This is a genomic window from Pseudomonas sp. Irchel s3b5, from assembly GCF_900187435.1.
Lineage (GTDB): Bacteria > Pseudomonadota > Gammaproteobacteria > Pseudomonadales > Pseudomonadaceae > Aquipseudomonas.
This window is the reverse complement of sequence record NZ_FYDY01000001.1, coordinates 191,390-217,262: the sequence shown is the minus strand read 5'-3', so window position 1 is coordinate 217,262 and position 25,873 is coordinate 191,390. Positions and strand designations below refer to the sequence as shown.

Sequence of the window (25,873 nt, the reverse complement as noted above, 5' to 3'; positions counted from 1 at the left end):
GGTCAACGTGGGCCGTGATCAAATTGAACCTGAGCTAACGGTATGAACGGAAACCGCTCAGAACTGCTCACATCATAGGGTGCAGAACTTTCTCCCCGTAGGCGGGGTACACCAACCCTTGATTAAACGCATCAAAGTGTCGAGTGCTGGTGATCTACCTGCCAACAGGTCGCCAAGTCGAGGCTTGAAGGAAAGGCCATTGCTTGAGCATTTGGGCGCGCACGGCTTCTGCACCCTGCAAGGTATCTGCGCAATTGACCACCGAGGAAAAGCTTCGCATGGTCAGTAGGAAGTCTTCAGAACCCAGCGATTGGCATTGCTCAATGGAACTGATGTTCTGGCAGAACATCGGTTGCATTTCCACGTCATAACCTTGGGATCGGGTAAATGCCTGGAACTCGGGCATAGCGACGCGAGCCGGTGTGCTACTGAGTCCCGGCCCCTGCCATATCTGGCTAATGATTCCCCTCGAAGGATAATCGCCCAACCCTTGGTTTTGTCTGGCCTCGAACAGGGCAAAGCAGAATGAACTGTTTGTCGCGCTGCTGACAGGGGCTGCATCGGGAGCTATCTCAGGTGTTCTTGGCGTCGGTGCAGCGGCGACTGGAAGCTGAGGAACTGCCCCTTTTACGGTATCCGCTGGACCGCTGATTTCAACCAGCACGTCGATGTTGGCCCGGTAACGCCACACCTTTAATGGAGCCGAGAAGCCAGGTCGAATACGACTGGTAACGGCATCTAGTTCTGCCGGGCTGTTGACCGGCGTACCTGCGATTTGCAAAACGATATCGCCGGCCAGCATACCTGCCTTTTCCCCGCCGGATCCTGGCTTTGGCCCCAAGACCAACACACCGCTGGCCGAGGGTAAACCGAACTGCTTGGCCACTGTGGGTGTAACGGCGGTGACGTGTAAACCTAGAGTTCCCGTCTGATTGGCCACCGGTACAGTCGTTGCCTCTGACAGCGTGGCAATGCCTGGAACCGTAGTCGCAACTGAAGCAGGAGGGCTGCTGACAGAGCAATTGCGTTGTGTCGCTACTTGCTGAATCACCAGGTTAACGGGATCGTTCGCCATGTTGGGATATTGCTCCCAGCCTCTTTTGGTCGCCAGGAAAGTTTCACAATCCATTGCGAAGTAGGTCGCAGGGTCTTTTGTCTTTCGCAGGTACTCCGCTGTCTCAGCACGCTCCGCAGCGCTGTACATAGGATTGACACACGATGCCAGCAGCGGGAGCAGAGCAAGCGTTAAGGCAAAGCGTTTAGTCGACATGGTCTTCCCTGATGCTGGGGCGCTGAGACAAGTTCGAGCAAGTTAGCGTTTGGCCATCATGCTGTCCAACGCCGGGTTCAGAAATCCGCCGAAAGCTGCAATTGGACGAGTGGCATTCGGCCACCCCTCCGCGCGATATACAACTTGGCGGCACTTTGCCATGATGCGGCACGATCCGTTCGAACTCATCACAGGGAAGCGAAATGCTTGCACATGTCTTCAAGTCAACCACTCGCTTTGCCTGCGCATTGTCTCTCTCCAGCCTGACGGGTTGCGCCTCTGATGGGGGGCTAGGCGATGCCGCGCTATTCGGCGCGATGCTGCTGCCGATGCCGGCGGGACTGGACACTAGCGTAGTGACCACCGCCGTCGGCGTCGCGGCCGGTGCCTACGTCGTTTCTTCGGTGGCCACTGCGGACTCCGCCAGCGTTTCCCCTGCGACCTCCACGGTTGCCGCGCCACAAGGTATGCCACCCATTGACCTGCAAAAACTGGTCACGCGGGAAACGCCGGAACGGTATCGCTCCAAGTCGTGCGATTACATTGAGATGGCTCTCAGCGAGGTGCCGATGTACCAAGCGAGTGCTGAACCAGTGATGAAGCAGGTCGGCAATGCTCGTAAAGAAGCGGCCAGCCCGGTATGGCTTGAGAAGCACTGCCAGTCCTCCAATTTGCCTCGCGGCAGGGTCGGCATAAGCATGGACACGATCGATCCGCAGCGGGCGATGGCCTTGTCACAGCCTCCGGCAGGTGTGGTAGTGCTGGCGACAGTTCCGGGTAGCGGTGCTCAACAGGCAGGCATATTGCCGCAGGACATAATCGTGGCCGTCGATAACAAGGCGATCGCTGATTCAATCGATTTCAGAGTCGAACTCGCCAAAGTCGCCATCGGTTCGCGGGCCAATCTGAAGGTTTGGCGGGGCGAGGCGTTTAGCATCGTGCCAGTTGTCGTGGGCCCTGGAGGAACCCAGGTGTCAGTGACGCCTGTGCCGGCAAACGGCGCAACGGCTACGCCATTGGCCAACGCGCTCTATTGCACCGCAGCGGTGTCCACGCAGCATTCTTATGGCGCGACCATTAGCCCGGTCAAATTGATCGCCGGCGCAGCGAACGACATGCAACCCTCGCTGAAGAGCTACATCGCCAAAGTGAAACAGGAACAGCCTGGCGTTTGGGGGAATTTCACACTCAACTCTGCCGTTTGTGCACCAGGTGCGGTTGTTTGCATGGCCGAGGCTAGAGGGCCGACCGGAAAAACCCAGAATGCCTTTGAGTTCTGTCATCCGACTCAAGCCAAGGCAGACGCTGAACTGAACCAGTTGCGTCAGGGGGATCCGCAGGCGGTCATCGTTGACTGGCCTTGAAATGACCCCAGGCATCCGCAGCTTCTCAAATCGCACGGATGCAATTACGCGCTTGATCCAATCGGTGCTACATCAAGCGCTGTGTCTGGCGTGCTCGGTATTTGTCGGGCGTCTTGCTCCTTTCTTGCACTGAAATGGAGTTTTTTGAGTTTTCAAACCTCGGCCCTAACAAATTGCGGAACCGCCGTGTGAGCCCCCACTCGCGGCTTGCGTGATACTTTGCAAATCTTCAAATCTAACGCCTGTCTACCTGCGAACCGTCCCGAAGTCATGCTCATCTAACCAGACGGGTCGATTTCCACTACTCGCAGTGCTTAGGTCGTAACCACATGTCAGGAAAGGCTGCGTCCAACCCAAAGTGGACAGTCGACTTCGGCAGAATTCGGTAAAACGCAGGCAGCCAGAAGCATTTGGGACCAAGCGCAATTCAGCGCCTCGTTAATTCACTCTTAAAAAGGCTCTGGTGTTGTAAAAATCTTCGAGATGAGCAATGACGGAATCTATTAAACTTGTGACAATTGAAAATTTGTCCCGCAAAATTTTTGATCGATGCCTTTCCCCTGCCACTAATGCACTTTCGCGCCCATGAGCCACTTTGTTTCGATTTTCTACGAGCTCATCTATCGTAGTGCGCACTCGCGGTTCCACTACGAAGCTTGAAATTCCAAAGGAATTAAAAACCTCCAATATGGAGTTTGTCCATACGTTCATTAACACATCTGAAAATTGAAACTCATCGATATTCATGATCTCGTTCGATTCCAGACTGGAAAATATCGAGGATGCATTATCGTTATATGCCTTATATCTACAACCCTTAAACGCTTGAAGCCGTCCGCGAGCGGCCACACTTCCAAAGCTAAGTTTGTAGTCCTTGGCAGGAGTGTTGTGTGAGGCGATCAGCCTTAAAGTCAACTGCACAACTTTATTAATGCTTTTTTCGAGGGCGGCGTAAAGGTGTACGTAGGAAAAACCTCGCAATATTTTTACTTCTGGCGGGTGAGGGGTAGTTACATCGACTGGCTCTAAAGAGACAATATGATTTAAAAGTTGCTGGACTTCTGCCAGTCGCTCTCTAGATAAAACTCTCACACCCTCGAAAGGCATATTGTACGTTATCCCTTACAAACTTTATTCTTTCAAGCAGTTTTTTCTGCTGTTAGTTGCTCCCGTTGTTAGTGTTGTCAGAGTTTTATTATCTAACAGATCTTTAAGCTTCTGGGCGTCAACCACCGTGCCACCCTTCAAGGCATCAGCGACCCCTATGGCTATGGCTTCAAAGAGAATCAACGGGGTAGTGTTTTTCCTGTTCGACCGAACAACCCCATCGGGCAGCATTTTTTCTATCAGAGTAAACGTCGATTCGAATAACGATTTTAGCTCTTTTTTATTTTGAAAGTTTGTGTTTTTTGTGTCATGTAGTCATTGAGGAATCCTTTTACGCTATGCACAAACTGGTCGCGACTTTCGTAATATGCGAAAAACTTTAAAACCAGCTCTTCAAGATTCCCATTCTTTTCAGCGTTAGTGCCAACCTTTACCGAGTTTTTGAATGATGGAAACTTTGAGCATTCCCGTATGAACTGATTAAACGGGCCTAAATACACGCAGTTTCTAATTTCCTGGGGGTGGAGAATAACTCCGCCGGTATTCAGTCGCTCAAAAAGATCAAAGCGAAGATCGAAATCACTTCGGTCGTTTAGAACGGTAATCCTTATTGGGCACGTCATAAACATAAGCTGGATGGATTTTGGAATTTGGTCAAATTTCAATCCATTTAATGTGTCAAGCTTATCGAGGCCCTTTAATTGCAATGGCTTACAGCCTTCACTGATTTTTTCAATTGCGTCTGTGTTGCCAATAAAATTTACAATTGTTGTCAGCCTCTGAAGACCATTAATGACCTCCCAAGTAGAATCCTTATTTGTGGCCATAAACAAGCTTGGAGCCGGAATCCCTAGCAAAATCGACTCAATCAACTGAGATTGTCTTTCCTGATTCCAGACGAAGTGTTTTTGATATTCAGTGTAACATCAATAATGTCTTCCGAGATCATGTCGTAAAGCTGTCTGACAGTGACATCGTAGCTATCAAAAGATACGGATCGTCGATTTGCATCTAGCTGTGATTGAATTGCTGTGCTGTCCATAAATTCCTTATAGCTGAGTATTCTCTCAGGGCGCCAAAACTCCCTAAGTTATGTGGTGAGCTTTCGGTTGGTGAGTAACATTACCGGGGCCTGCATCTCCTGTCGACGGGCGACTGAGGTCGTCCGCTGGTTACTATTGGGATTGGGCGCCATGCCAGTCAGTCCCGTCAGATGATTTGCCGCACACGTTACGAGTACCCTCTCACCTGAGCTTGTGGGGAATGTTCGCTTCTGGCCGATTTTTGCCGGTCACTTTTGGTTGATTTCTGCCTTACGCGAAGGGCTGCAAATGGCCGTTTTCTGCCCCGCGTGAAGTGCAGCAACAGATCATGTTTAGATGTTGGGGTGGTAAAAAATGATACTGGTTGCGACGGCCGTTGCGGCAGGAACTTCAGGGTATTGGCCAGGTCAATAGCGGCCCTGTATCGGAAATGCCGAACAGCGCTGTGGCCGTTTTTACGGCAGTGCCGTCCGAGTTCAGTCGAGTCAGCCCCCTGATGCCAACCAAGAGTTTTCTGCCGGGCCTCATCCTGGTGTTCTGCGCCGTCGCGTCGTTTTGTTCCGTCGCTGCCGAGCGAAGAGCGCCCGCGCAAAGCAACAGCGCATCAACCACCCTGATCGAAACAGCCTCGCGGCAGTATGAAAATGGCCAACTGGACCAGGCCGCCGCCACGTTGGAGCGTGCTCTGCATATCCAGCCGAACAATCCCGCAACGCTGCATTACCTCGGTGTGTTGCGTCTTCAGCAGGGGCAGTACCAGCAGGCTGAAACCTTGGCGGCGCGCTCGAACATGCGAGTGGGTCGCAACGTCGAGTTGCGCAACCGTAACTTCCAACTGATCCAGGCGGCGCAACAGGCCCAATCTTCGGGTACCCCACCCAATGCCAAAGAGGACCTGGTCGCAGTACAGAAGGGGCTGGAAGAGGAGACCCAAAGGCGCCGCGAAGAGGAAATGGCTGTTGTTGAGCAATCCACTCCGGACACTGGACGCGACGCTGGCAACTTCGCTAGCGCAGAGGCAGATCGGGTTTCGGATGCACCAACAGCTGGCATTGCCGGGCCCGAAGGAAAATTGCAAATGGCTAATGTCGAGCCAGTGCGAGCGTACGCTGAGGTTGATATTCCCCGCGGCCATATGCCACCTCCGGGCAAATGCCGAATTTGGTTTCCTGATCGTCCTCCGGGGCATCAGCCTGCACCCGGCAAATGCAAGAAGCTTCGATATCGAGTTCCCTCAGGGGCCTACCTGGTTCGCGGTTGAGTTTCTGAGTGTCCACTTCTGGCCGATTTCTGCCTGTCGCAGTAACTAAGTTGATCCAAAGTAAAAATCGAAAGCCAGGTCACGATATGTTCATCAAATCACTTTGACCGCCCGACCAATGAACTGTACCGGTCCTGTGGGTTTGCCAGTCTGCGAGCCGTTGGGGTTTTCCAAGGTCAGCTCAAAAAGCTGATTGGGTTCCAGTGCTGGCAATTTATCCAAAGGGACAGAAAGCGTTTGCCCGGGTTTGACCAACCCAAGGGATACCGGCCCTTGCCAACCATCCGCTTTGGTCCAGAACTCAAGTACTTTGTCGCTTGGGACTTGCGCTACCCCTAACGGTATCAGCTGGATTTCCCTTGGGTTGCTCGCCTGAATGACCCAGCCGGGCGCCTGGTTCTGCGGAGCCACCAGAACAACCACGTAGGTGGTATCCGGAGCAGTGCGTGTCAGCAGAATTGTTCCGAGCAATAAGGTTGAGACAAAACCTGCTGCCGCGAGCCCACGCCATAAAGGTACAAGGTTCCACCATGAGACTTGCTGCGTAGCGGCGGTCACCCGTGGCGCACGCCGGTCATTGCTGTTCAAGCTGCGCTCGATTCGCCCCCAGAGCAGTGGAGTGGGTGTTTTCGGTTCAACCAGTTCGGTCAAGGCAAGCAACCGCTGTTCCCACGCGTCCACAGCCGCGCGCAAATCGGCGTCCTGAGAGAGACGCTTTTGTACCTCGATGCGTTGCTCGGCTGGCAAGGTGCCTAACACATACTCACTGGCCAGTTCGTCAATGCGGTCGGGGCTTTCACCCTCCGGGTTTATGCTCATCCCATGCACTCGCGCAATGCCACAAGACTGCGCTTGATCCAGGCTTTGACAGTCCCCAATGGGGCATCCAGCTTTCGCGCTATTTCCGAGTGCGAATAGCCGTCTACATACGCATGAAGTATGCAGTTACGCCGCACTGGTTCCAGTTGCTCAAGGCAACTGTAAATACGCCCTGAGCGGGCCTGAAAATCGAAGCGATCCATACTCTCTCGCGATGTCTCCATGGAGGCTGACGCTTGCTGCGCCATTTCGCTTTGCTCGCTGACGTGTACCTCCCTGGCGGTATCACGCATGAAGTTGAGCGCCAAATGCCGCGTCACGCTGAAGATCCAGCCACGCGCGGAGCCTCGTTGCGGATCGAAACTGGCGGCACGGGTCCATATCCTGATAAAGACATCGTGCACGATATCTTCGGCTAGGGCGTCATCGCGAGCGATTCGCTTGGCAACCCCTAGAAGACGCGCACTTTCCTGCTCATATAAGTTGCGCAGTGCCAGTTGCTCGCCTCGGGCGCAAGCAATCAGGCAGGCCTCATAGTCAAAAAGGGATTCAGGCAAGGACAAGGTTTTCAGCCGTCAGCGTGAGGTCAATACCCCAGCCCGAAGGCCGGGGTTCCATGGGAGCAGCGTAGACGACTTTGTGTGCTGACAACCTGCTCCGTACCTGCGACTTATTTTGCGGCCCAGAAAATATAATCCGCCTGATATTGCACGACCTCCCGTTTGCCTTTATTTGCGGCGGAGCACTCTGTCATGGGCGCCACACCCCCTTTAACGGCCACACGCTGGACATAACTGAGACCGCTCATAGCGCCTTTACCTTCAGCCGGATTGGCCTTTACCAACTGATAAGGGAGGTCGCCAGTACTTGAGGGGGCAACTGCCAGTTGCGTCCCGGTAATTTTCGAGCCGTCTTTGGCTTGCCAGGTAGCAGGCGGCCCGAAGTAAGTGCCAACCTGTTTGCCGCTGCGGTCACTGAGTACCGCTTTGGGGCCGACGAACGTCCATTCGGTCTGGCCAGCGGCGTTAGCCTTGTCGCGACACTCATAGGTGATTTCGCCCGTCCCCACGGTTTCCAGCGCGATCTTATGACCGTCCGGGACCTTGATGCTGTCGGGCAGATCTGTTTGCGCGTAGGCAGTGGGCGTTGTGCCCAACAAGCAGGTTGCAGCCAGCGTAGTGCTGACAATGCAGAGCATTCGTTTAGCGTTCATGCCTTCTCTCCAGAAAGGTGATCAGTTCAGCAGCGCTGTGGCTACTATCTGTACTACCCGCCAGAAGACCGACCGGATGCAGCTGATTGAAAAAATATCAGTGCGGCAGCTCACTGGTTTTCCAGCGAACGACCTCCTCGACGAATTCCATCTGCGTCGTCTGCATGAGCACGCCATTGGGCTGCCTTAGCGCCTCAGCAGGTGAATTGGTTGTAATCGAGCGTTCGTTATTGGCCGGTTTCTGCCTTTCATGACCGGCAGAAGTCGACCCAAAACTGACGCTCGATTCTGTCTAGGTGAATCGCCCCGGATTTTCTAGACACCCATGAAACCTATTCCCATCGCCACCCAGCCACGCAGTGATAATGGCTCAACTCCGTAAAGTGTGGAGAAAAGCGCTATGAAAAGGGGAGTCGTGTAGATTGCCAGGGCAGCCACTGATAACGGTATCAACGGTAATGCCGAGTAGTACGTTACCCACATTAACAACAGCAGAATGCTCCTGGTTGTCACCTAAAACACCGAAGCAATTGCGTGTCGACCCGATTTGATGTCCCTGCCTAGCCAGGCTCCAAGAGTGGGAACCGACAGACAGGAAACGATGAGGAACAACTGCCAGAGCGGTAGTCTGGCGCTAAAATATTTGACCGCTGCATCGGCCAGAGAAAGGAGAAATACAGCAGCGCTGATTAGCAATATGCCCTTGGGAACGCTGTCGACGCTTGAACTGTACTTGCTCACGAACCGCACTCCTGTTCCGTTAGTGAGCTGAGATCCTAACGGACGGTGGTGAATTCCTAGAGCACATATCCAGCACCTCAGGTACCAATTTTCACTGTAGGCCGTTTTGACCATCGCCCCCGCTTGATCTGTGCCGTGAAGAGCCCGTATGCGAATGGCTGCTTTGCCGATTACTGTCACACCGGCGCCATCATCACCGTGAGCGTCATCTTGATGAATTCTTCTTTCTTGTCGATGGCTTCCAGGGCGCCGCGCACGTTGTCGGCGACGGCCGTCGATCCGTGCTGCTTGACCCAGTTCGAAAGCTCCATGATGGCGGCTTCGAGGGCGAGCTGGTTTTCATTGAGTTTGAACAGTCGGGCAGGGAGCAGGGCAGGATTTGGCTATTTTCGCCCGCACCCCTTAATGCCTGGCGAACGTGGCGGCGAGAATACCAGCGTTGAATCGGTGACTCACTACTGCGATGGGCGGATTGTGTTGAATTGCGCGGCATCCCAAGCTTTGATACTGCAAAATCAATCCGGCGTCATCATTGTAGGATGTGAGGAACGCGTCAGTTTGCGCCCAATTTAAACTTTATGTTGTTTGAGGGCCACCAAGACCACGATGGTGGTGGCGTGTAGCAACCTGGCTGATTGGCCGGCGTTGCATCACAACGGACGGTGTAGCCCTTGTTGGTTATTTCTCTTCCGCCTTCACCGGTACCGCGCTCACTGTACGAGGAGCATCCACCTAGTAAAGCGGTAGCCAGAATAATTGTTGTGTACTTCATAAATGCTCTCCATGCGTGAAGCGTATAGCTTAACCATAGAGTCCCGCCTGGCGCCGGATTTTTTGTCAGGAGAAAGTCACGGTTACATTGGAGGCGCGGGGCCACGGTAGGTCGCTATTGGACATCTGATGCCTGTGCGAAGGGCTGCAGTCGATAGTAATCACTCCGGCGCCATCATCACGGCGAGCGTCATTTTGATGAACTCTTCATTCCTATCGATGACTTCCAGGGCGTCACGCACGTTGTCAGCAACGTCGGCCGATCCGCTCTGCTCGACCCAATTCGAAAGCTCCATGATGGCGGCTTCCAGGGCGAGCTGGTTTTCGTTGAGCTTGTAGAGCAGGGAAGGGAGCAGGTCAGAGTTTGGCAAAGCGAAATCCTCCGTGGAGATTTTAGCGTAGCAGCGGGTGTTGATCGGGGCGGGTAGGGGAAGGGGCAAAAAGTTGGCAGGGAGAGAGGATTGTTGTGCGCAAAACCTCCGCTGGAAGCCGCGGATTATCGTTTGCGAAATCACAAAAAAATGTATTTTTTGCCACCATCAATAGTGATGGTATTTCTTTTAAAGCAATGGATTAGGTCTTTTCAGTCCCCAATATGGGGTGCAAGGGACGAGCGTGGCGCTATTGGCTGTTGTTGCCTTCGCGAAGCGCTGCAGTCGACCCAAAGTTACCCTGTCGCATCAGGTTGAATTCTACCGTCCACAAACGGTCGGTCGCTGGTCGTCAGTACAGCCAAAGGACAATAATTTGAAGTGAGAACCCTGCGCCGTGCCTATGCTGCAACCAATGAGCCCATTGGCGAGAGCAGGAGGTCAGATGCTTGGTAACAGGAGCGCAAGACAGGTTTCCCCAAATGCCATTTTGGAGAGGCAATCATGAGGTGGGTGATCGAGTCTGCGCGCGCCGTCAAGGTTGGCAGCTGGATTATAGGGACAATCTTGATCGTTATCGCCGTTATCGGGGTGGCCGACCGCTATCACCGTCAGCGCGCTCTGCTATTGGAGGGGCAGCAAGCATTGCTGGCTCATCGAAGCAGCTGGGGCTATGACACTTTGGTACGCCAACTGGCGACCCATGAACTGCAACTTTCACTGCTTCGGGCAAATCCCCTACCGACCGGGTGTCTGCCAGACCACTCTATTGCCGAGCAGCGGCGCGCTACAAAGACCCTGACTGAAGGTATCGAAGAGCTCACTCAGTACACATCGCGAGTACCCATAAATCACGTAGCGGATTTGCCCAGTCCGCTGGCACCACAAATGCGCCTGACGAATGGCGGCATTCAGATGACCAGTCGACAACTTCTAGGCTACAGCTGCAGCGGGCGTAACGCGGTGATCCGGGAAACACAGACCCGGTTACAGCCGTTACCACTGCCGCCGCGCTCGGCGATCGGACCGGCGTTTGTCGATGCGCTTATCGTGCATGTCGCTGTGAGCCACGGCCATGAACCCCCCTTGTATGTCGACATTCATTTCACCGGCGACAAGGCAGATCTGATTCCTGTCACAGCCGCCAACTGGCCCACGACACACATTTCCGAGGAGCAAGGCCAGGAGCGTTTTGTCCGAGACATAGAGGACCCACAACATGCCCTGCATCTGCAGTTCTATAGTGAAATCCTGACACCGAGTTTCCTGTCACTGTTCCTGAGCTGGAATGGTCTCGGGTTGTCAATGCTGGTTGGCATGCTTGCCAGTGTGCTGTTGATCATTTGGCTGTCGGGGAAATTGATTGACGCCTACGGGATACAGCATCGAGCGGCGACCCGCGACTTTCTTACCGGATTGTACAACCGACGGGAGGCGATGGCACTGGCAGAGGCGGAGTTGGCCAGGGTAATCCGCACCCCCGGTTCGTTGAGCATATTGATGCTGGATATCGACCACTTCAAACGGGTCAATGATACCTACGGCCATGACGGGGGAGATGAGGTGCTGAAATTTTTTGCCCAGCTACTTAACCAGGTTGTGCGTCAACATGACCTGGTTGCCCGCATCGGCGGGGAAGAGTTCCTCATCCTGCTCCCAAATACCGACTTGACGGGCGCACATACGATGGCCGAGCGCTTGTTGCAGATCCTGCGCGACTCGACGCTGGACTATGCCGGAACACGTATTGGCGTCACCTGTAGCATAGGTGTCACCGCTTGGCGTGGGCCTGAAGACAACATTCAGGCCATGCTTATCCGTGCCGATCAACTGCTTTACCAAGCCAAACAGCAAGGCCGTGACCGCTATGTGAGTGACTAACGCTAATACGTTTTCGACGACATCTGCGGCTCCCCGCTTCGAGAGCGAAGTGGTTTTCGGAAATAGCCAGAAAGATGCGGAAACGATCGCTCTGACGGCACACCGGATTGCCCGATCCCAGAAACGACAAAGCCCTGAATAATCAGGGCTTTGTCAGTACAAATATGGCGGAGGCGATGGGATTCGAACTCTTATATAAGGTTCAGTCCTCTCTACCTGTCAGCGAATATATCCTCCCAGTTGCGCCTTGGCCCTGTCAACCCCCCATTTACAATACCTGCACGGGTACTACTCAAGATTCTTGAAAATGAGCTATAGGGTGCAACTCGTTGCGTCTTATGGCGTTGCACCTTTTATGGGAAATGGCTTCGCCCTGTTGGTTAGCACCTACAGAGCCCTTCGAGAACTCAAATCCAAGCAATACCCTTCCAGGCAAGTCCTGAATGCGCTTTGCCTATCTCGACTTGATGGACGCTATGGGTGGAACCAGCGAGAGCCTATGCCAGGGCCGCATGCTCAGAGGAGGTTTTGTCTCCGCGTCACCAAGCCATCCAGATGAAAATTCACAGGAGCATCAGTGATCAGCATTTATGAGTATTCTGTGAGCATACTCTAAGATGCAACAAAAAAGTTGCATTCTATTGCGGACGGTTGCGCATTGTGAAATTATGCGTCCCAGCCGTCACGCTATGTGCGGCCTCTCTAGTCCGTATAGGCCTCACACGCATGATGAACCACGCTGAACTGCTCGAAACGACACGTAACGGAAAACTCACTTATCGCCTCCTTTGTACCGATTCCGCCATGGCAGAGTTTTTCGATGGCTGGGCTTATCAGCTAACAAAAAAAAAGAAAGCAAACACGGTCAAGAGCTACTGCTACTCCGCCAAGGACATCGTGAACTTTGTTCACACGGTAGGTTTTCAGAATGGGGGGTTAACGCCGGAACTGATGAATGAGGCGCTGGACAGCTACGAAAGCTTTTTGGTCTTCGGAGTACAAAGCGAATCGTTCATTGCACGCGAGGCAGCAAAAATCCTTGGCTCAAAAAACTTTTCTGGTGCTTCCGTCGAAACACATTTTGCCGGTGTAAACAACTTTCTCGCGGCCAGCGAGGCGATGCGAGATGGCCTGCTACAGATGCAGCGCAGCGGATATATTTCTGTCTTGAATATCTCGGCGCAGCCGCTTCCTGCATCCACACACGTCCAGGCGCCAGGAAATATTAAATCTGCTATTAAGGCCAATAGTTGGCTTGCAGGGTGCTTGGCCGGCGGAGCCAAGAAAATCAAAAGGACGAATATTTCGGCAGTATCGAAAGCGTCGACACTTGCTCATACAGATGAATTTGGCGGGGACGAAAAGGCGTTCCCGATTGATAAGTGTAAGGCTCTTATTGAAAGCACAGACTGTCTTCGCGATAAAGTGTTGTGGAGTTTGGTTGCGGCTTCAGGCTGCAGAATATCGGAGGCACTAACTGTATTAAAGGATGATTTGGTTATTGATCCAGATATGCCTCAGAATAATAAATTTCTTATCATTGACCCAGATAGTCGCCGCAATATCCTGATTAAGTATATCTCAGAAAAAAAACTAAATAAGCTGGAGCACAAAGGGCGAGATACGCCTGATACTTTTCTGATTGAACCGTTTGCTTCAATGTTTTGGTATTATCTAGATCTTTATATCGAAGAGGAAAAAGCAAAGGAAAAGGCCTGCCATCGTCCTGTGACGCATAGATTTTTATTTCGCAACCTACGAAGTGGAGCGCCTATTCCTTCGTCTTATCAGACGGTATGGGAACGTTTTAACAAGGCCGCGCGTCTCATTACTGGGGAAAGCTATGGCTTTCACTCGTTGCGCCATATGTACGCATACTACTTGGTCAATCACTGTCCGAGTCCGGGGCGAAATAAACAATTCGGCCTTGAGTTGAAGTTAGTACAAAAGTTGCTGGGCCATAAATCTATTAAGTCGACTGAGCGTTACGCCCGTAAGGATGCGAAGATGCTTGAGGCGACCTTTGCGGCGATCAATATGATAAGGATGTCCACGCCTAATTATAGTTTGGCAAAAGTGCAAATTCAGCATCTAGAGAATGAATTGGAACAACTCAAGTTGTCGCTTTCTAAAGGAGTTGCAAGTGATTAATTTGCATAAGGATCGGGCCGTTTGGTTGGTTCCGGATGAACAAGTTTCCAAAGAGTTCAGGAAGGCAGTTGAGCTTGTTAGGCAGGTTTATCGGAAAGAGCAAGGTGCTTCTGGTAAATCTACTTCTGGTTATAAGGTCGATGCCGCATTTAGGCATGGGTTAGATGTGCGTGCTTGGAGTGTGATTGAGATACAGCGCGTTCTGGAGAGCACGTTCAGAAACTCTAAACTAACAATGGGTGATATTGATGCATCACTAAGATTACTTCCTGTAACATATAATGAGTCGTTGTCAGCATTTTTTAAAATGGTATTTGTGGTGTTGTGGGGGCAAAGGGTATTCTTGGCCCCTTTGTCGATTCAAACAATAACTCACCAAGATCAAAGCCTAGATGCTCTGTGTGAGAAATTAGGCGTAGAGTGCCTGACAATTATTCGGTCTGTTCATCCAGGATCGAATTTAGTCAGCATTTTTAAAAGGGCGGAGTTTAATGATGGCAGTAGTCGGGTAAACTTTTGGTTGCGTTTGCTCCTCAGCACCACTTTTTACAATGTTTCGGATATGAATCACAAAGATTGCCAAGCACTGTTTGACGGTGCTAACGGTATTGGTTTGCTCCCACTCCGACGGTACTATGTAAGCGATTTTCTTTTAACGCTCTCTAGCGCTAGTGTTGAGAAACAAAAGCTTGTAGAGGGTATTATTGAATACTACCAAATATCGAAGCGAGAACAAATTGAAAAGAATTCTAAGGAGCGGTTAGCCTGTGCTGGATCATTAAAACAGTCAGAGGCGTCCATCTTATCCGAGGCTGCACTCGTCGCCGCCAAAGATCTTGCTCTTGGATTGCATGAGTTTGACTTTGATGTGGTATTCAAAACTCATTATGTCCCTCATCGAATAAAATCATTGTTTGGAATTTTGTATGATGGCGCTCTTAGCCCCTTCTATCAAACATTGCATCCTAAGGTGCTAAGATTTATTACGATGGTAGATAAGTGTTTCAAATCCTATGTGAAGTCAAAGCGATTACAGCGATCTGGAAATCAGACTTTTGTATGTAATTTGCTTTTGAGTTATCTATCTTCATATTTGCCCGGTTTTTTTATACGTCGTGATGGCACTTTGGAAAACTATCCGAGTACCATAAATGAATTCCATTGCACTTTGTATTTTACCCGTGAGGCGATTTTTGTTGATGGCGTGATCGCATATGAAAAAAATCCCCCCAAGACTTTTCTTGGTTATTTAGAAGCTTTCTCCCAAGTAAACTGTTGGGTCAACGAAACTCAGTACTCCCGCGTTTTGGTTGTGGACGAGTTTTGCGAATATTTGCAGTCAAATCGTCTCGTGCTTCCAAATGCCACTGACTTCAGTAATACTTTTACTAGCGCATGTTATCCTGTCGTGCAAAAAAAATCTGGAACGGTTAAGAAACCTATTCCACGACCATACTTTGCTACATTTCTTAGTATGCTCTATAGCTTAGAGTATATTGTTGAGCATATTAATAAGATGGCTGCCGGTGAAGTGTGTGGTGTTCTTAATGGAGAACTTTACCAGCCGTCAATGGTTGATCTTCTAGAGAGTCATACGTGGGCTGGTTTGATCGCTAAGGAGGTTAAAGGTATTGGGGTAGTGAATACCGATTTGTTAAATTATTGTCCGATATTTTATCATGAGGGCAGAGTCCAATCTTTCGATTTTATACCTAGATTTTATTCCATCATCGACTTCGAAATCAATAATGAGCTTGTAAAGCGGATATCTCCTAATGAAGTACGCGTTACACAGTTAATGTGTGAGACTGGGCTTCGTCAGCACCATATCATCTGGCTTGACAAGGATAGGTATGACTGCGTGCTTGATCGTTATAGTAAAAGTCAGTTGGCTCCTTTATTCGTTAGTAGTGATAAGTCTCACGGCGAATGGACAGCAATTGTATCTCGTCACGTAATTGACGTGATGGATAGGCAGCGTGCTTGGTATAACTCCAACTCTTCAGAGGCTTATAAACAGGATCTTTGGTATGGTATGAAGGAAGGCTCGAAATTCGGACAATACAAGCCGCTTTTTAGAAATTCCAATAATACCGCAAGCAGCTGGGCTAATTATCGGCATTTTCCAATTTATCTTTTGATGTTGCAGCATTTCATCCGAGAAGTAATGCAGGATGACTCAGGAGAAGATTTGGTTTTTTTAAAGTGCCCAGGTGCTGCTGATGAACCTATTGCTGGCTATGATCAGGTCTTCATTAGTAGGATCAGCGTGAATGATCTGACCAGCCCCCATACCCCACATGCTCTGCGAGCTGGATTCGTTTCGGAAGCTATTAGATTCCTGCCTCCTTCAATCATTGGTCAGTACATGACTGGTCAGACCGAAGAGCTAGTTTGGTACTACACTATTTTTGATGATCAAAATATGCCGGATCATCAAAAATTACTGGCGGATTATATGCTTAAAAATATGGACAGGTTTGGGCAGGGAGACGCGCCTGAGCTCGCCGAAGCTGTCTTAAAAATGAACGCCAGATTGATGAGCAGTATTCAGCAGGATCCTGTTAAAGCAATTGAGATTCATGGGTTAATGAGTTTGACCGGGGTGACGGAAGAACAGAGCGGTATTGAGGTTTTGCGTGCGAAACGTTATACAAAGCTGGCCTATAATAACTGCCATATCTGTCCGTTCGATAACCATTGCCCTAGGGAGGTCGTGGCACAAATTGGATTTGGGAGGCCTTGCGCTCTTTGCCCATATGCGATTCGTGGAGTTGATCACTTAGGGGCCGTTAGTGCCGAGAAAGACAAGGCTAAGGAAATGATGGCGGGTATAATGTCGCAACTTGGTGAGTACAGAGCCCTCAAACGAACCGCGCGCAACCCCCAGGTACTTGAGAGTCTTAATGAGGAGTACGATAGATATGCGAGGGAAGCTTACGCTTTGGAGGCAATCGAGCAACAGCTATACATCATGGCGCAGAATGGTGATTCAAAAAGCTTCTTTCTCAAGGAAAAAGATGGGCTGATGGCGCATTACGCTAAGATAAACTTGACTGACTCGGAGCATGTTTTGAAAAGATATGTTGATGTACTTAATTTTCCAAACGTATTGAGTCCGCAACTTGACGCGAAGTTCGCTTATCTTAGAAACGTGATGCTGGTTCAACAAAATAGGATTAGTGAATTGCTTAAAGTTGATGATCGGCCCGCATGCCATCAGCTAGCATCACAAATTTCTAGTATGATGACTACCGGGGCTTTGAGCGTACAGGATATTTTCAGGATCAATCACGCTTCTGGCTCAACGCATTTGCAGGGCAAGCCTACGCCAATGATATCTGCTACAATCGGAGTTGTTCTGCAGGAGGACTGATTTTGGCAAGGCGAACTGATACATTTGATGAATATAGAGAAAAGCAGAAGCTCGCAAGAATTTCTAATATTCAGAGTGCTCTGAAAATTATTTCTAATTCAAGTTATTCAAATATTACAAGGCTGGCTAAGGATGTGTCGAAGGTTGTCACCGAGATTGAGCTAAAGAATTACGAGGCTTTACCACTCGCTGAAAGACCAAAAGAAATAAAGCCGGTTAGTCACGTAACTCTTTTAAGAAACGCCGAGTATCGTGCGCTACTCAAAGATAGTCTCAATATCTCAGAGAAGGACTGCGTCGCGGTTACCATTAGCTCCTCCGATTTCGAGGCCCTCAAAATAAGGAATGCCGGCCTCGAAGCGAAAGTATCATTGCTCAAACAGACGATTATTAACCTTGACGCAGGTAATTTACCAACTGACTCGGATCAAAGTGTCAAACTAGAGGAAAAAGTTGAATATTTGAGAGATAATGTTAGGTTTCTATTGAGACTCATTGACGACATGAATAACGACGTTCCAGGGGTTTTCGTAACCGTTCTAGATGGGGAGGAAGACCCACGGTATTCAGAACCAGGCTTCTATGGGCCAATGAATTTGATTGCTACTCTCGAAGAGCTTAAAGATCTCGAAAAACTGCGTGACGAGGTGGGTATGAGTATTAGATCGCGATGACTCCGCTTTCATATTAATCGTCAGCGACCTGGCTTTAGAGTGCTTCCTTCCACTATATTCAGGCTTTTTGTTCCCCGATTAAATTTTCCTAGACCGGTTGTTGACGGTGGGGATGTAAGGTCATTGGAACGCTAATAGCCTTATGAGCCGCCGGTGGCTGAGGTGACGGCCAAAGCGAAGTCAGTAGTTTTGAAGAGGGATCAAGCTTTTGGGGGCACGCGCATAAATTTGAAACTTTTTATCACGCATCTGGAAACGATTTTCCTTGATCTACGGCCTGAATGGTAAAAGCAGAGGGCACGCGAGTTCATCCAGGCATTGAACGGTCTCAATACTTTCACTGTGAAACTGAACGGTGGCATCTCCGTCGACCCCGACGAAATTTTCGGGTAGGTAATGGAGTCGCGTGAATCGCTTTGTCCATGGGTCAAGAAGATAAGCTCATGCCGTCTGCGCTAAGGTGCGCCAAGCAGGATGGGGCGCGGGTTAAATGCCTGGTTCACGTTCCCAGAGGCGCCAGACTGTACCTTTCGAATAACCCAATGCTCGTACCACTTCTGCTTGCGTCAGGCCGTCTTTTTTTAGAGCCTGCACTGCCTTCCACTTCTCTCTAGCTGCGACTATTCGTGGATGCTCAATCTCGCGTGGCAGGCGCTCCAGTATCTCGTCAGCTCGACCCAGAGCTTCCACTTCAGCGAGTGCTTCAAGTAGCACTTGTCGTGTCGTCTTCTGTTTTTCTGATGCTACAACCATCGCGAATAGGCTCGCTGGGCTGACATGTAGTGAGGTCGCTAAATCTTTCAACGTATCGATGGTTGCCGTGGAGCGTGCAGCTTCGAGGGCGCTGACGGTCTGTTGAGATACTTGGTCAGAGACGTCCTGTTGAGACAGCCCTAGCTGGCTTCGCAGTGACTGGAGCACGGCAGCAAAAGAGTGGCGTAGCGACATTTCGCTGCCTCCGTAAAAGGAGACGGTATGCCTTGTTTGCCATGACCCACACAAACAGATATATTGGTACGAGTGAGTCATTGGCGGTCTAACGCTACGATTCTTTATGTGCATCTTTCGTCATTTTGGATACCGAGGTAGTTGGTGACTAATAGCTCTGTGGAGCTCGAGCTGCTCCAAAACCAGCGGATATCGTCAGCAGGCACCGAGATGTCTCGACCGGAAATCGATGCGATGGTCGCAGATCGTTTTCCCCAAAAGGCGCATTGCCTGGTGGAGGACTGGCTCATTTTCCATGTCGACGAACCTGCCGAATCCCTCGCAAAAGTGCGCGCTCAAGGCTTGCTGCCAATGTTTCTCTATTCCCATTGTGTGATCTGGGATGGGCATGGCCGGTTCACCCCTGGAAGCTGGGTGCGTTCGACTTTGTGTGTTTCGTTCGATGACGTTTGCCTGTTTGAAACCAGGAACACGGTTTACGTGCTCGTCGGCGAAGGTCGCGAGATGACTGCATCGCTCAAGACAATATTCGCTTTATGTTAACTGCCGATCTCGTAACTGAGACCGTTGAGGTGAGATTCACGATGTTCCGTACAAGCATGGAAGACCAAGCTGGCTTTGTAGGTATGTTTGGCGATGGCCTCGCACATTGGCATTCAGTATCGCGTGGGCTGCCCACCCACTGGTATCACGTCAGTATCAAACGTCGACATGAGGATCGCTTCTTCCCCTACGAAGAATTTCTCAATGACGAACCTCGCTTGGTGCAACTCCTTTGCTCCCAAGGTGAAGACCTTATTGTCGACGAGGTGCAGGTAATGACCCCCCGCCGCATTAACAAAATGTCCGGTTGGCGGATGGAAAAACTCGAGGTTTTGTCTATGGGCTTTGATCGCGCGGAGGTGCCGATTTGTATTTTGGAAGTCGAAAACGGTCGCCTTTACACGGACTCTTTTGACCCTGATTTTCGCGTTCAATCGCTCACAGGACTGAAAGAATTGTACCGGTGTTCAGCGTCTGATGAGGTCATAGATCGAGTTACAGGACTGTAGGTGCGTAGACATGACCCGGCCCAATTCAGTGGTTATCGACTTCCATACCAAACGATACTCAGATTTCGACCTTCTTCGCATTGTTCGGGCCGTAGGCCATGGCTATGAGGCGCCTGTGACGGCGTACCTCGTAAACGTCAATTTCCATGCGCGCAGTGCCTTGGGCGTCGTGTTTGGTCACGCCCACCCTGGGCCCTATGGGCGTTTTGCAGATGGCCATCTGATCCGGACGGCAGACATTCAGAAAGTCGAGAAAGAGGGAAGGTTTTGGGTCATTACGACTGTGAACTCCCGATACGTTGTGGTCACGTTCAGGAGAGATTTCGGACGTCGCAGCCTGCGGGAATTTCAACGTCTTTCGAAAAATCACTACGTCCCCACCTGACCGCCTGTAATGAGTTTTAACCTGCGCCTGGGAAGGAGCCTATTCGTGCCTTGTTGCAGGAGTAGCACTAGGAGATAGGCATGAGTTTTTTTGCGCGATGCATCAGATTTTTTTTCAAAGACGATAGGCCGGCGTCTGAGCGCATCAGAGAGCAGGAATTCGTCAGCGCAGTCAACCGACTGAAAACTCTTCGGGTGACACCAGAGGGTGGCATGTCTATCGATGCCGCAGAGATACGTGAGGAAGTGATTGCGGCTCGTCATTCGCTCAAGCATTTCGTGCGATAGCCATAAGTCTCCGTTGACGGGCAATGCGCTCGATCATCTTAGAGACTCACTCTGTGTTAGCCGCGCCTACGGCTCGAAGGTGCGATAGGGAGGAAAGCGATTGCAGCGTGGCCGTAGATATCGAAGGCCGAGGTGCAAGACCCAAATAATGCTGCCAGGGCGTGTGTCGTTCACAGAGGGTGGTGCATGGATGTCAGATCTAGTTCGGAAAGCGCGGTACTAAGGACAGCATTCATACGTGCTGGCGAAGCGCTTGGGCTCGATGAAATTCAACTATCAGCAGTATTGGGCGAGCAAGTGCTGCTTCTACGCCAAGGGCACGAGCTGCTTCAAACAGGCTCGAAGGCCAGGAGTCGAGTCTTGCTCTTGATCCAGTTGCATCAATCACTACTGGCAGTAGTAGGCGACGAGGGAAAGGCAAGGAACTGGTTAGACAGCCCGAATAGCGGACTGAGTGGCCGTCCCCGTGATCTCATCAAATTCCGCACAGGGCTTGAGGAAGTTGTTCAATATCTATACGCCAATCGCGCGCTCATCTAGCACGTCTCATTAACGCCGGCCAGGTGGTCAATGTATACCAGTGGCCCTAAGCACTTTCCTCTTCGGCCTGGAAAACTTCGATGAGCTTTTGGTTGTAGTCGTCCAGATAGCTCTGAAGCCCCTCCCGGTCAATCAGCCGCACGCCCGCTGTGCCGGCCAATTCCTTTGCAGACTTTGTGTAGTAAGAATTGGTGACAACCATGGCTTCGTCGCAACCATAGAAGGCCTTGGCCGAGATGGCTTGCTGGACGGCTGCGTTGCCCACCGAACCTGAGTAATTTTTGGCCTGGATCACCATGTTTTTTCCGAACCGACTCACGAAGAGATCTGCGCCTTGATCTGCAGTCTTCTTGGTCTCCTTCACGTCGTATCCGATGGTCTGGAAGATCTCGACCAAGAAGGCCTCGAACTGAAAACCGTCCATGGCATCCACCAGATACATTGTGATGAATTGGTTCGGATTGAAATGCTCCAACTGGGATCCCAGACGCTCGACAAGAATGTCGAAGTAAATCTCTTCGCAGAGGCTCAAGCCATTTCGAAAAGCCTGTAATGGAAGTAGTGGAACACCAGAGGTGGATGCGGCTTGGGGATTGAATTGGACGTTAGGAAATGTGACATCATTTTCCCAGAGATAGTAATAGAACAAGGCCAAGTCTGATCTGAACGTTGTCCCTGCCTCTTCAATCCATGAACGTAAGGTGTCGGCCAAATCGAATCGAATGTGGCGCGTCAACTCTCTTGAGAAACCTAGGTAGGCTGAGTTAAAAGCAGTGGTCTGCAGCAGCTTATCCAAGAGAGATGGAAGCCCCTCAAGCTCGTCAAAGCCTTTGCGAATCAAGACCTCCCTGAACAACTCCCGCTCGGTATACACACCGTCCAATCGTGGCCCTGGCGCACTCGCGTCATCACTGCTCCCCGCGCTTTCGCGGGTTGTATGAATGAAGTTCGTGAAGTACGGCTGCTTCAGCTCCGCGTACTTTCTCAAAACGTTGTTCAGAAGATCGTTGAGCTGGGCTTGCTCCTTCTTTTTACCGAAGAAGTCTTGAATCAAGCCTTTTGATCGGTATTGGAAGTCGGGGTAGAACGAGGGATCCAGCGGGGTAAGATGCCGAAGAGTGATCTCTGACGACGGCGAAACCTGGGAACTCATACACCAGGGGCAGGCTGTCTCGAAAGTCGTCCTGCTGCATCCATTGCACTGGTAAATCATCGCGCCCATCCTCCCCAATGACATCCCGCGAACTTGCGCGTAATTGTGCTGAGGACAATAGCTCAGTGCCATTAGCGCGTCCATGCATAGCCCTTCGGCAGACTTCACTCCCCAGACTCGCCACTGCGAAAATATTTCTTCGATTCGCTCAAGGTTTCTTAAAACGATCCGTTGGTCATCTATATGTACACGATGAGCAAACAGCCTTGAACTCCACCAGCGTATTCATCCAACGCCTGCAAGGCGCTATATCGTTTTCCAACACGACGCGAGGCAACCGTCAGCGACGAGCGTGGGAACGCCTGATCAATTACATCGGATCATCCGCCTCCCTCTGTGAGTTTGACAACGCAGCGGCGCGAGCTGAGGGCTATGCCCAAGCACTTGTAGATGGTGAACAGATCGACACCCATGCCACAGACCGTGACTTGTTGATCATTGCGACTGTGGACGCATGGCGACGGCACCTAATTCAATCAAACCTACCAGCCAGCCTGTAAACATCCTCGTTTAAGGAAACACATGTCTTCCATTTTTTTGCGTTACGCAGATGACGAAATCCTAGACTCCGGCATTCAGATGCCTCAGCGACCTCTAGCTACTGCATCCCATCATTTCCCCATCGACCTACTGGCCTGCGGATTCGAAAAATACCAAGCGGATCCTACGAGTTTCCACGCTCAGTATCCTTGGGCTGCGCGATTTGTTTTGGGCATCCCGGTTCCCTCGTGGCAGCGGGGACTGGTGTGGAATGCAGGACAGCAATCTCGATTTATTCTTGCAGTCTGGTCAGGTACGGATCTCGGGAGTTACATCACCAACGAGTGGTGCGGATATCCAGATGCTGGCAGGGCTTTGGCGGAAAACAGTCAAATCCTACTGGACGGCCAGCAACGTCTACACAGCCTTGAGGCGTATTTTTTAGATCGTCTGGCGACTCCAGACATTCAAGGTCAGCCACGGCTCTGGTCTGAGATCGGCAGAGTCGAGCGCAAGCGCTTCTTATCTACGATCTTCACACATTCGAGCGTCTGCTCTGACGACGAGTTTTTATTGCGCAAGACGTATGACCTTTGTGCCCAGGGTGTAGTGGCTCGTACGCACGATCAGCGCGCTGCTCGGTAACTTCCGATGCTTATCTGTTGGGCATGTCTGTTGGGGATGGCTGGGCTGGGTGGTAATCGAAACTCAGTGCTCATTTCCATAGGCGCCTGGCGAGACAGTAAACAGGCCCTGTCCATTCAAGCACTCTCTCGAAGAATACTCGTGGAAGGTATATGCCATTACCTCCAAGACCCTCAGCGCCACGTCAGCCGGGGCCGTCTCTGTAATCAACTTTCGGCCAACGCTGTAGAAAGGGCCGTCATCACCCATGAACAGATAATTGTCCTCGCTATCAATCATCGCGATCATTTTGAAATCGGCATGATGACCAAATGCACGGCAAGGTATTCCGGCTTGGCTGCAGAGTTCTTTCACCGAAAATGCGCTTTCTCTGGCGAAGGGATCGGGCAATCCGAATTTGCGCGCATCAAGCATCTTCATCACAAGTGGCGTACGCATTTGCTACCTACGAGAGCGTGCTTCTTCATGTGATTTACTCTACGTGATTCCTAAATGATGTCGTATGCTCGGATCGCTGGCTTGATCAAGGACGCGTGGGATGCCCAAGATAAAACCGTTGGATATGAAACTGCTGGATATCCTCTTCGATATGGAAAAGGGGTACGTGTTGGACTTCTCGAATCGTACATTCGGACAGTTCTTCCTTGGGGAATTGGAGATCAATATTGATGCTCCGCTCTTCGCGGCGGATGGTACGTCCAAGGCCAGGCGTCTTCGCAGTTTTCTAGCGATTGCGGACACGACAACCTGTGTGCGAACGCTGAAAGCTCTGTGGCAGTATCGCCAGGCATCCCTGTCCAACCAGTGCAAAGATGACACGGTGGTGAATGCCGAGGGACGCTTCTTGACCTTGATCCAAAGCTTGGAGTCTGGCTCACTAGGTAATGATGTCGTGGGCGATCCCTTCGCTGCGGTGCGGCATGTCAGCATCGATCAGGCGGCTCAGTTGAAAAAGTCCTTATGGTATATTCATAAGCTCGCCCCCCAAGCTCGTGGATACGCGTTTGAGACCTTCCTGCAGCAGTTGTTCGAGGCTTCCAATCTTCAGCCCCGTGCACCGTTTAGAAATACTGGTGAGCAAATAGACGGGAGCTTCCAGTGTCGCGGGGATATCTATCTCGTTGAGGCGAAGTGGGTGGCCAATCCCGTTGGAGCTGGAGAGCTCCATATCCTACAGGGCAAGATCAGCGAGAAGGCCACTTGGACGCGAGGAGTCTTCATCAGCTATTACGGCTTCACGGATGTCGGGCTAGAAGCGTTCGGGCGCGGAAAAAGCCTGGTCTGCATTTCGGGCAAGGATATTAACGAAGCCCTGGAAAAGCAGATCCCTTTCGCAGACGTCATTGAGCGCAAGGTGCGTGCAGCGGCTGAGACTGGCTCAGTATTTGTTCCGGTGAGCGAGTTGTTTTAGGCGATGGAATTCTAAGGCCATGGGATAGCCGTTGCTCACGGACACCCTGTAGTCTTGTCGCTTTATCACTCCAAGGATAACCCTATGTCTCGTCTTGCCGAATACCGCCGCCTCGAACAACAACTCGCTGCACAGCTAGCTGAACTTGAGGCCATGAAGGGCGATACCGCTATCCAGGTGGAAATGGAGTTTGAAAACAAACTTCGAGCTTTGCTGGCCGAGTACGGTTTCTCTCTGCGCGACGTGATTAATCTCCTTGATCCTAAGGCTAGCGTCCGTCAGCAGTCGCCGGTCAGTCAGGAAAAAACCACTCGCAAGCCGCGTGAAGTGAAGATCTACAAAAACCCTCACAACGGCGAAATGGTTGAGACCAAGGGTGGTAACCACGCAACACTGAAAGCGTGGAAGGCTGAGCACGGTGCCGAGGCGGTCGAATCCTGGCGACAGTGATCATGACCTCCTTCGGGAGGCTTTTTATTGTGTCCTGTAACGTAGTTTTGCTCGTTGTAACGTAACCAACGTTACAGCGAAAGAAACGACGTTACAGGCTCGGTGAACCGGTCACGATCTTGTCGACGGTGCCTGAGATGCTGCACAAAAAATTATGATGTTTTCTACCACTTAGCCGCCGATGGCCTCTTCCTCACTTAGGCTGAAGCCCGGTAACATGGTCAGAGTGCGCATCGTCCATGCGACCGGAAATCGTACGCAGGCATAGAAGCTCCAGGCGGCCAAAACCCGAATGGTCAGAGAGTCGATGCATGGTTTTTTATAAGTGCTCACGAGGTAGCCCGGCATACTGGCTTGAGCTTATGAGGACGTAACTTTAGCGAAAACTTCGACATCGCCTCGTTTTGGCGATGTGAACGT

Annotated in this window: 26 protein-coding genes; 13 read left to right on the top strand and 13 right to left on the bottom strand. The window is 51.0% G+C overall.

Going from position 1 to position 25,873, the window contains the following annotated elements; all coding sequences use genetic code 11:
- Positions 1-154 precede the first annotated feature (154 nt).
- On the bottom strand, positions 155-1,270 hold the full coding sequence (locus CKW15_RS00955; protein WP_095151311.1) for a S1C family serine protease: 1,116 nt from the start codon (positions 1,268-1,270) through the stop codon (positions 155-157).
- A 203-nt stretch (positions 1,271-1,473) separates the two neighbouring features.
- On the opposite strand from CKW15_RS00955, the gene CKW15_RS00950 reads away from it, so the two are divergent.
- Positions 1,474-2,634 (top strand): PDZ domain-containing protein, encoded by a 1,161-nt coding sequence (locus tag CKW15_RS00950; RefSeq protein ID WP_095151310.1) that lies wholly within the window; start codon positions 1,474-1,476, stop codon positions 2,632-2,634.
- Between the two features lie 438 nt (positions 2,635-3,072).
- Here the strand turns inward: CKW15_RS00950 and CKW15_RS27820 are convergent, their stop codons facing one another.
- A complete protein-coding gene (locus tag CKW15_RS27820) occupies positions 3,073-3,741 on the bottom strand; it encodes an MAE_28990/MAE_18760 family HEPN-like nuclease (protein WP_143498323.1) in 669 nt (222 codons plus the stop codon).
- Between the two features lie 269 nt (positions 3,742-4,010).
- Complete coding sequence (locus CKW15_RS28600) at positions 4,011-4,613, bottom strand: DUF262 domain-containing protein (protein ID WP_256583017.1); 603 nt, start codon at positions 4,611-4,613, stop codon at positions 4,011-4,013.
- Positions 4,614-5,280: 667 nt separating this feature from the next.
- Here CKW15_RS28600 and CKW15_RS00940 point away from each other — a divergent pair.
- Complete coding sequence (locus CKW15_RS00940; protein ID WP_095151462.1) at positions 5,281-6,045, top strand: tetratricopeptide repeat protein; 765 nt, start codon at positions 5,281-5,283, stop codon at positions 6,043-6,045.
- Positions 6,046-6,138: 93 nt separating this feature from the next.
- Here the strand turns inward: CKW15_RS00940 and CKW15_RS00935 are convergent, their stop codons facing one another.
- The 7 genes from CKW15_RS00935 to CKW15_RS00905 form a co-directional block, all read right to left on the bottom strand.
- Complete coding sequence (locus tag CKW15_RS00935; protein ID WP_095151309.1) at positions 6,139-6,864, bottom strand: anti-sigma factor domain-containing protein; 726 nt, start codon at positions 6,862-6,864, stop codon at positions 6,139-6,141.
- Positions 6,861-7,427: a sigma-70 family RNA polymerase sigma factor gene (locus CKW15_RS00930; RefSeq protein WP_177450532.1), complete on the bottom strand. Its 567-nt coding sequence runs from the start codon at positions 7,425-7,427 to the stop codon at positions 6,861-6,863. Before CKW15_RS00930 ends, CKW15_RS00935 begins: the two co-directional genes overlap by 4 nt.
- A gap of 107 nt (positions 7,428-7,534) precedes the next feature.
- Positions 7,535-8,077: a DUF3455 domain-containing protein gene (locus tag CKW15_RS00925; protein WP_095151308.1), complete on the bottom strand. Its 543-nt coding sequence runs from the start codon at positions 8,075-8,077 to the stop codon at positions 7,535-7,537.
- Positions 8,078-8,392: 315 nt separating this feature from the next.
- A complete protein-coding gene (locus tag CKW15_RS28970; protein ID WP_371856279.1) occupies positions 8,393-8,560 on the bottom strand; it encodes an EamA family transporter in 168 nt (55 codons plus the stop codon).
- Positions 8,561-8,590: 30 nt separating this feature from the next.
- Positions 8,591-8,818 (bottom strand): hypothetical protein, encoded by a 228-nt coding sequence (locus CKW15_RS00915; protein WP_095057767.1) that lies wholly within the window; start codon positions 8,816-8,818, stop codon positions 8,591-8,593.
- A 176-nt stretch (positions 8,819-8,994) separates the two neighbouring features.
- Positions 8,995-9,189, bottom strand: a complete 195-nt coding sequence (locus CKW15_RS00910; RefSeq protein ID WP_095057768.1) for a hypothetical protein — start codon at positions 9,187-9,189, stop codon at positions 8,995-8,997.
- A gap of 561 nt (positions 9,190-9,750) precedes the next feature.
- On the bottom strand, positions 9,751-9,960 hold the full coding sequence (locus CKW15_RS00905; protein WP_095057769.1) for a hypothetical protein: 210 nt from the start codon (positions 9,958-9,960) through the stop codon (positions 9,751-9,753).
- 504 nt (positions 9,961-10,464) lie between these two features.
- Here CKW15_RS00905 and CKW15_RS00900 point away from each other — a divergent pair.
- From CKW15_RS00900 to CKW15_RS00885, 4 genes are all read left to right on the top strand, one after another.
- Positions 10,465-11,841, top strand: coding sequence for a GGDEF domain-containing protein (locus tag CKW15_RS00900; protein WP_095151306.1), 1,377 nt, complete (start codon positions 10,465-10,467; stop codon positions 11,839-11,841).
- 726 nt (positions 11,842-12,567) lie between these two features.
- The gene (locus CKW15_RS00895) at positions 12,568-13,992 is read left to right on the top strand and encodes a site-specific integrase (RefSeq protein WP_256583016.1); all 1,425 of its coding nucleotides are present in this window, start codon (positions 12,568-12,570) and stop codon (positions 13,990-13,992) included.
- Positions 13,985-17,368, top strand: a complete 3,384-nt coding sequence (locus CKW15_RS00890; RefSeq protein ID WP_095151305.1) for a hypothetical protein — start codon at positions 13,985-13,987, stop codon at positions 17,366-17,368. Before CKW15_RS00895 ends, CKW15_RS00890 begins: the two co-directional genes overlap by 8 nt.
- 2 nt (positions 17,369-17,370) lie before the next feature.
- Entirely contained in the window at positions 17,371-18,042 is a 672-nt protein-coding gene (locus tag CKW15_RS00885) for a hypothetical protein (protein ID WP_095151304.1), read from the top strand.
- 486 nt (positions 18,043-18,528) lie between these two features.
- Here CKW15_RS00885 and CKW15_RS00880 read toward each other — a convergent pair whose 3' ends face one another.
- The gene (locus CKW15_RS00880) at positions 18,529-18,990 is read right to left on the bottom strand and encodes a helix-turn-helix domain-containing protein (protein ID WP_095151303.1); all 462 of its coding nucleotides are present in this window, start codon (positions 18,988-18,990) and stop codon (positions 18,529-18,531) included.
- A gap of 210 nt (positions 18,991-19,200) precedes the next feature.
- Here CKW15_RS00880 and CKW15_RS00875 point away from each other — a divergent pair, with 210 nt between their 5' ends.
- The 4 genes from CKW15_RS00875 (at position 19,201) to CKW15_RS28965 (ending at position 21,254) form a co-directional block, all read left to right on the top strand.
- Positions 19,201-19,533, top strand: coding sequence for a hypothetical protein (locus CKW15_RS00875; RefSeq protein WP_256583015.1), 333 nt, complete (start codon positions 19,201-19,203; stop codon positions 19,531-19,533).
- 41 nt (positions 19,534-19,574) lie between these two features.
- The gene (locus CKW15_RS00870) at positions 19,575-20,042 is read left to right on the top strand and encodes a hypothetical protein (protein WP_095151459.1); all 468 of its coding nucleotides are present in this window, start codon (positions 19,575-19,577) and stop codon (positions 20,040-20,042) included.
- Positions 20,043-20,052: 10 nt separating this feature from the next.
- A complete protein-coding gene (locus CKW15_RS00865; protein ID WP_095151301.1) occupies positions 20,053-20,427 on the top strand; it encodes a hypothetical protein in 375 nt (124 codons plus the stop codon).
- 473 nt (positions 20,428-20,900) lie between these two features.
- Positions 20,901-21,254 (top strand): MbcA/ParS/Xre antitoxin family protein, encoded by a 354-nt coding sequence (locus CKW15_RS28965; protein WP_095151299.1) that lies wholly within the window; start codon positions 20,901-20,903, stop codon positions 21,252-21,254.
- 46 nt (positions 21,255-21,300) lie between these two features.
- Here the strand turns inward: CKW15_RS28965 and CKW15_RS00850 are convergent, their stop codons facing one another.
- The gene (locus CKW15_RS00850; protein ID WP_095151458.1) at positions 21,301-22,467 is read right to left on the bottom strand and encodes a restriction endonuclease; all 1,167 of its coding nucleotides are present in this window, start codon (positions 22,465-22,467) and stop codon (positions 21,301-21,303) included.
- Between the two features lie 522 nt (positions 22,468-22,989).
- On the opposite strand from CKW15_RS00850, the gene CKW15_RS00840 reads away from it, so the two are divergent.
- Entirely contained in the window at positions 22,990-23,592 is a 603-nt protein-coding gene (locus CKW15_RS00840) for a DUF262 domain-containing protein (RefSeq protein ID WP_095151297.1), read from the top strand.
- A 63-nt stretch (positions 23,593-23,655) separates the two neighbouring features.
- On the opposite strand, the gene CKW15_RS00835 is transcribed toward CKW15_RS00840, so the two are convergent.
- Positions 23,656-24,030, bottom strand: coding sequence for a hypothetical protein (locus CKW15_RS00835; protein ID WP_095151296.1), 375 nt, complete (start codon positions 24,028-24,030; stop codon positions 23,656-23,658).
- Positions 24,031-24,130: 100 nt separating this feature from the next.
- On the opposite strand from CKW15_RS00835, the gene CKW15_RS00830 reads away from it, so the two are divergent.
- Positions 24,131-25,003 carry a restriction endonuclease gene (locus tag CKW15_RS00830; RefSeq protein ID WP_095151295.1) on the top strand — a complete coding sequence of 291 codons (873 nt, stop codon included), beginning with the start codon at positions 24,131-24,133 and terminating at the stop codon, positions 25,001-25,003.
- Positions 25,004-25,087: 84 nt separating this feature from the next.
- Entirely contained in the window at positions 25,088-25,453 is a 366-nt protein-coding gene (locus tag CKW15_RS00825; RefSeq protein WP_095151294.1) for a histone-like nucleoid-structuring protein, MvaT/MvaU family, read from the top strand.
- Positions 25,454-25,873: the final 420 nt, after the last annotated feature.

Excerpts from the sequence above, each read along its gene's own strand:
- CKW15_RS00955 (WP_095151311.1), bottom strand. The coding sequence starts at position 1,270 with ATGTCGACTAAACGCTTTGCCTTAACGCTTGCTCTGCTCCCGCTGCTG.
- CKW15_RS00950 (WP_095151310.1), top strand. The coding sequence starts at position 1,474 with ATGCTTGCACATGTCTTCAAGTCAACCACTCGCTTTGCCTGCGCATTG.
- CKW15_RS27820 (WP_143498323.1), bottom strand. The coding sequence starts at position 3,741 with ATGCCTTTCGAGGGTGTGAGAGTTTTATCTAGAGAGCGACTGGCAGAA.
- CKW15_RS00940 (WP_095151462.1), top strand. The coding sequence starts at position 5,281 with ATGCCAACCAAGAGTTTTCTGCCGGGCCTCATCCTGGTGTTCTGCGCC.
- CKW15_RS00935 (WP_095151309.1), bottom strand. The coding sequence starts at position 6,864 with ATGAGCATAAACCCGGAGGGTGAAAGCCCCGACCGCATTGACGAACTG.
- CKW15_RS00925 (WP_095151308.1), bottom strand. The coding sequence starts at position 8,077 with ATGAACGCTAAACGAATGCTCTGCATTGTCAGCACTACGCTGGCTGCA.
- CKW15_RS28970 (WP_371856279.1), bottom strand. The coding sequence starts at position 8,560 with ATGTGGGTAACGTACTACTCGGCATTACCGTTGATACCGTTATCAGTG.
- CKW15_RS00900 (WP_095151306.1), top strand. The coding sequence starts at position 10,465 with ATGAGGTGGGTGATCGAGTCTGCGCGCGCCGTCAAGGTTGGCAGCTGG.
- CKW15_RS00895 (WP_256583016.1), top strand. The coding sequence starts at position 12,568 with ATGATGAACCACGCTGAACTGCTCGAAACGACACGTAACGGAAAACTC.
- CKW15_RS00880 (WP_095151303.1), bottom strand. The coding sequence starts at position 18,990 with ATGTCGCTACGCCACTCTTTTGCTGCCGTGCTCCAGTCACTGCGAAGC.
- CKW15_RS00875 (WP_256583015.1), top strand. The coding sequence starts at position 19,201 with ATGTCTCGACCGGAAATCGATGCGATGGTCGCAGATCGTTTTCCCCAA.
- CKW15_RS00870 (WP_095151459.1), top strand. The coding sequence starts at position 19,575 with ATGTTCCGTACAAGCATGGAAGACCAAGCTGGCTTTGTAGGTATGTTT.
- CKW15_RS00865 (WP_095151301.1), top strand. The coding sequence starts at position 20,053 with ATGACCCGGCCCAATTCAGTGGTTATCGACTTCCATACCAAACGATAC.
- CKW15_RS28965 (WP_095151299.1), top strand. The coding sequence starts at position 20,901 with ATGGATGTCAGATCTAGTTCGGAAAGCGCGGTACTAAGGACAGCATTC.
- CKW15_RS00850 (WP_095151458.1), bottom strand. The coding sequence starts at position 22,467 with ATGATTTACCAGTGCAATGGATGCAGCAGGACGACTTTCGAGACAGCC.
- CKW15_RS00840 (WP_095151297.1), top strand. The coding sequence starts at position 22,990 with ATGTCTTCCATTTTTTTGCGTTACGCAGATGACGAAATCCTAGACTCC.
- CKW15_RS00835 (WP_095151296.1), bottom strand. The coding sequence starts at position 24,030 with ATGCGTACGCCACTTGTGATGAAGATGCTTGATGCGCGCAAATTCGGA.
- CKW15_RS00830 (WP_095151295.1), top strand. The coding sequence starts at position 24,131 with ATGCCCAAGATAAAACCGTTGGATATGAAACTGCTGGATATCCTCTTC.
- CKW15_RS00825 (WP_095151294.1), top strand. The coding sequence starts at position 25,088 with ATGTCTCGTCTTGCCGAATACCGCCGCCTCGAACAACAACTCGCTGCA.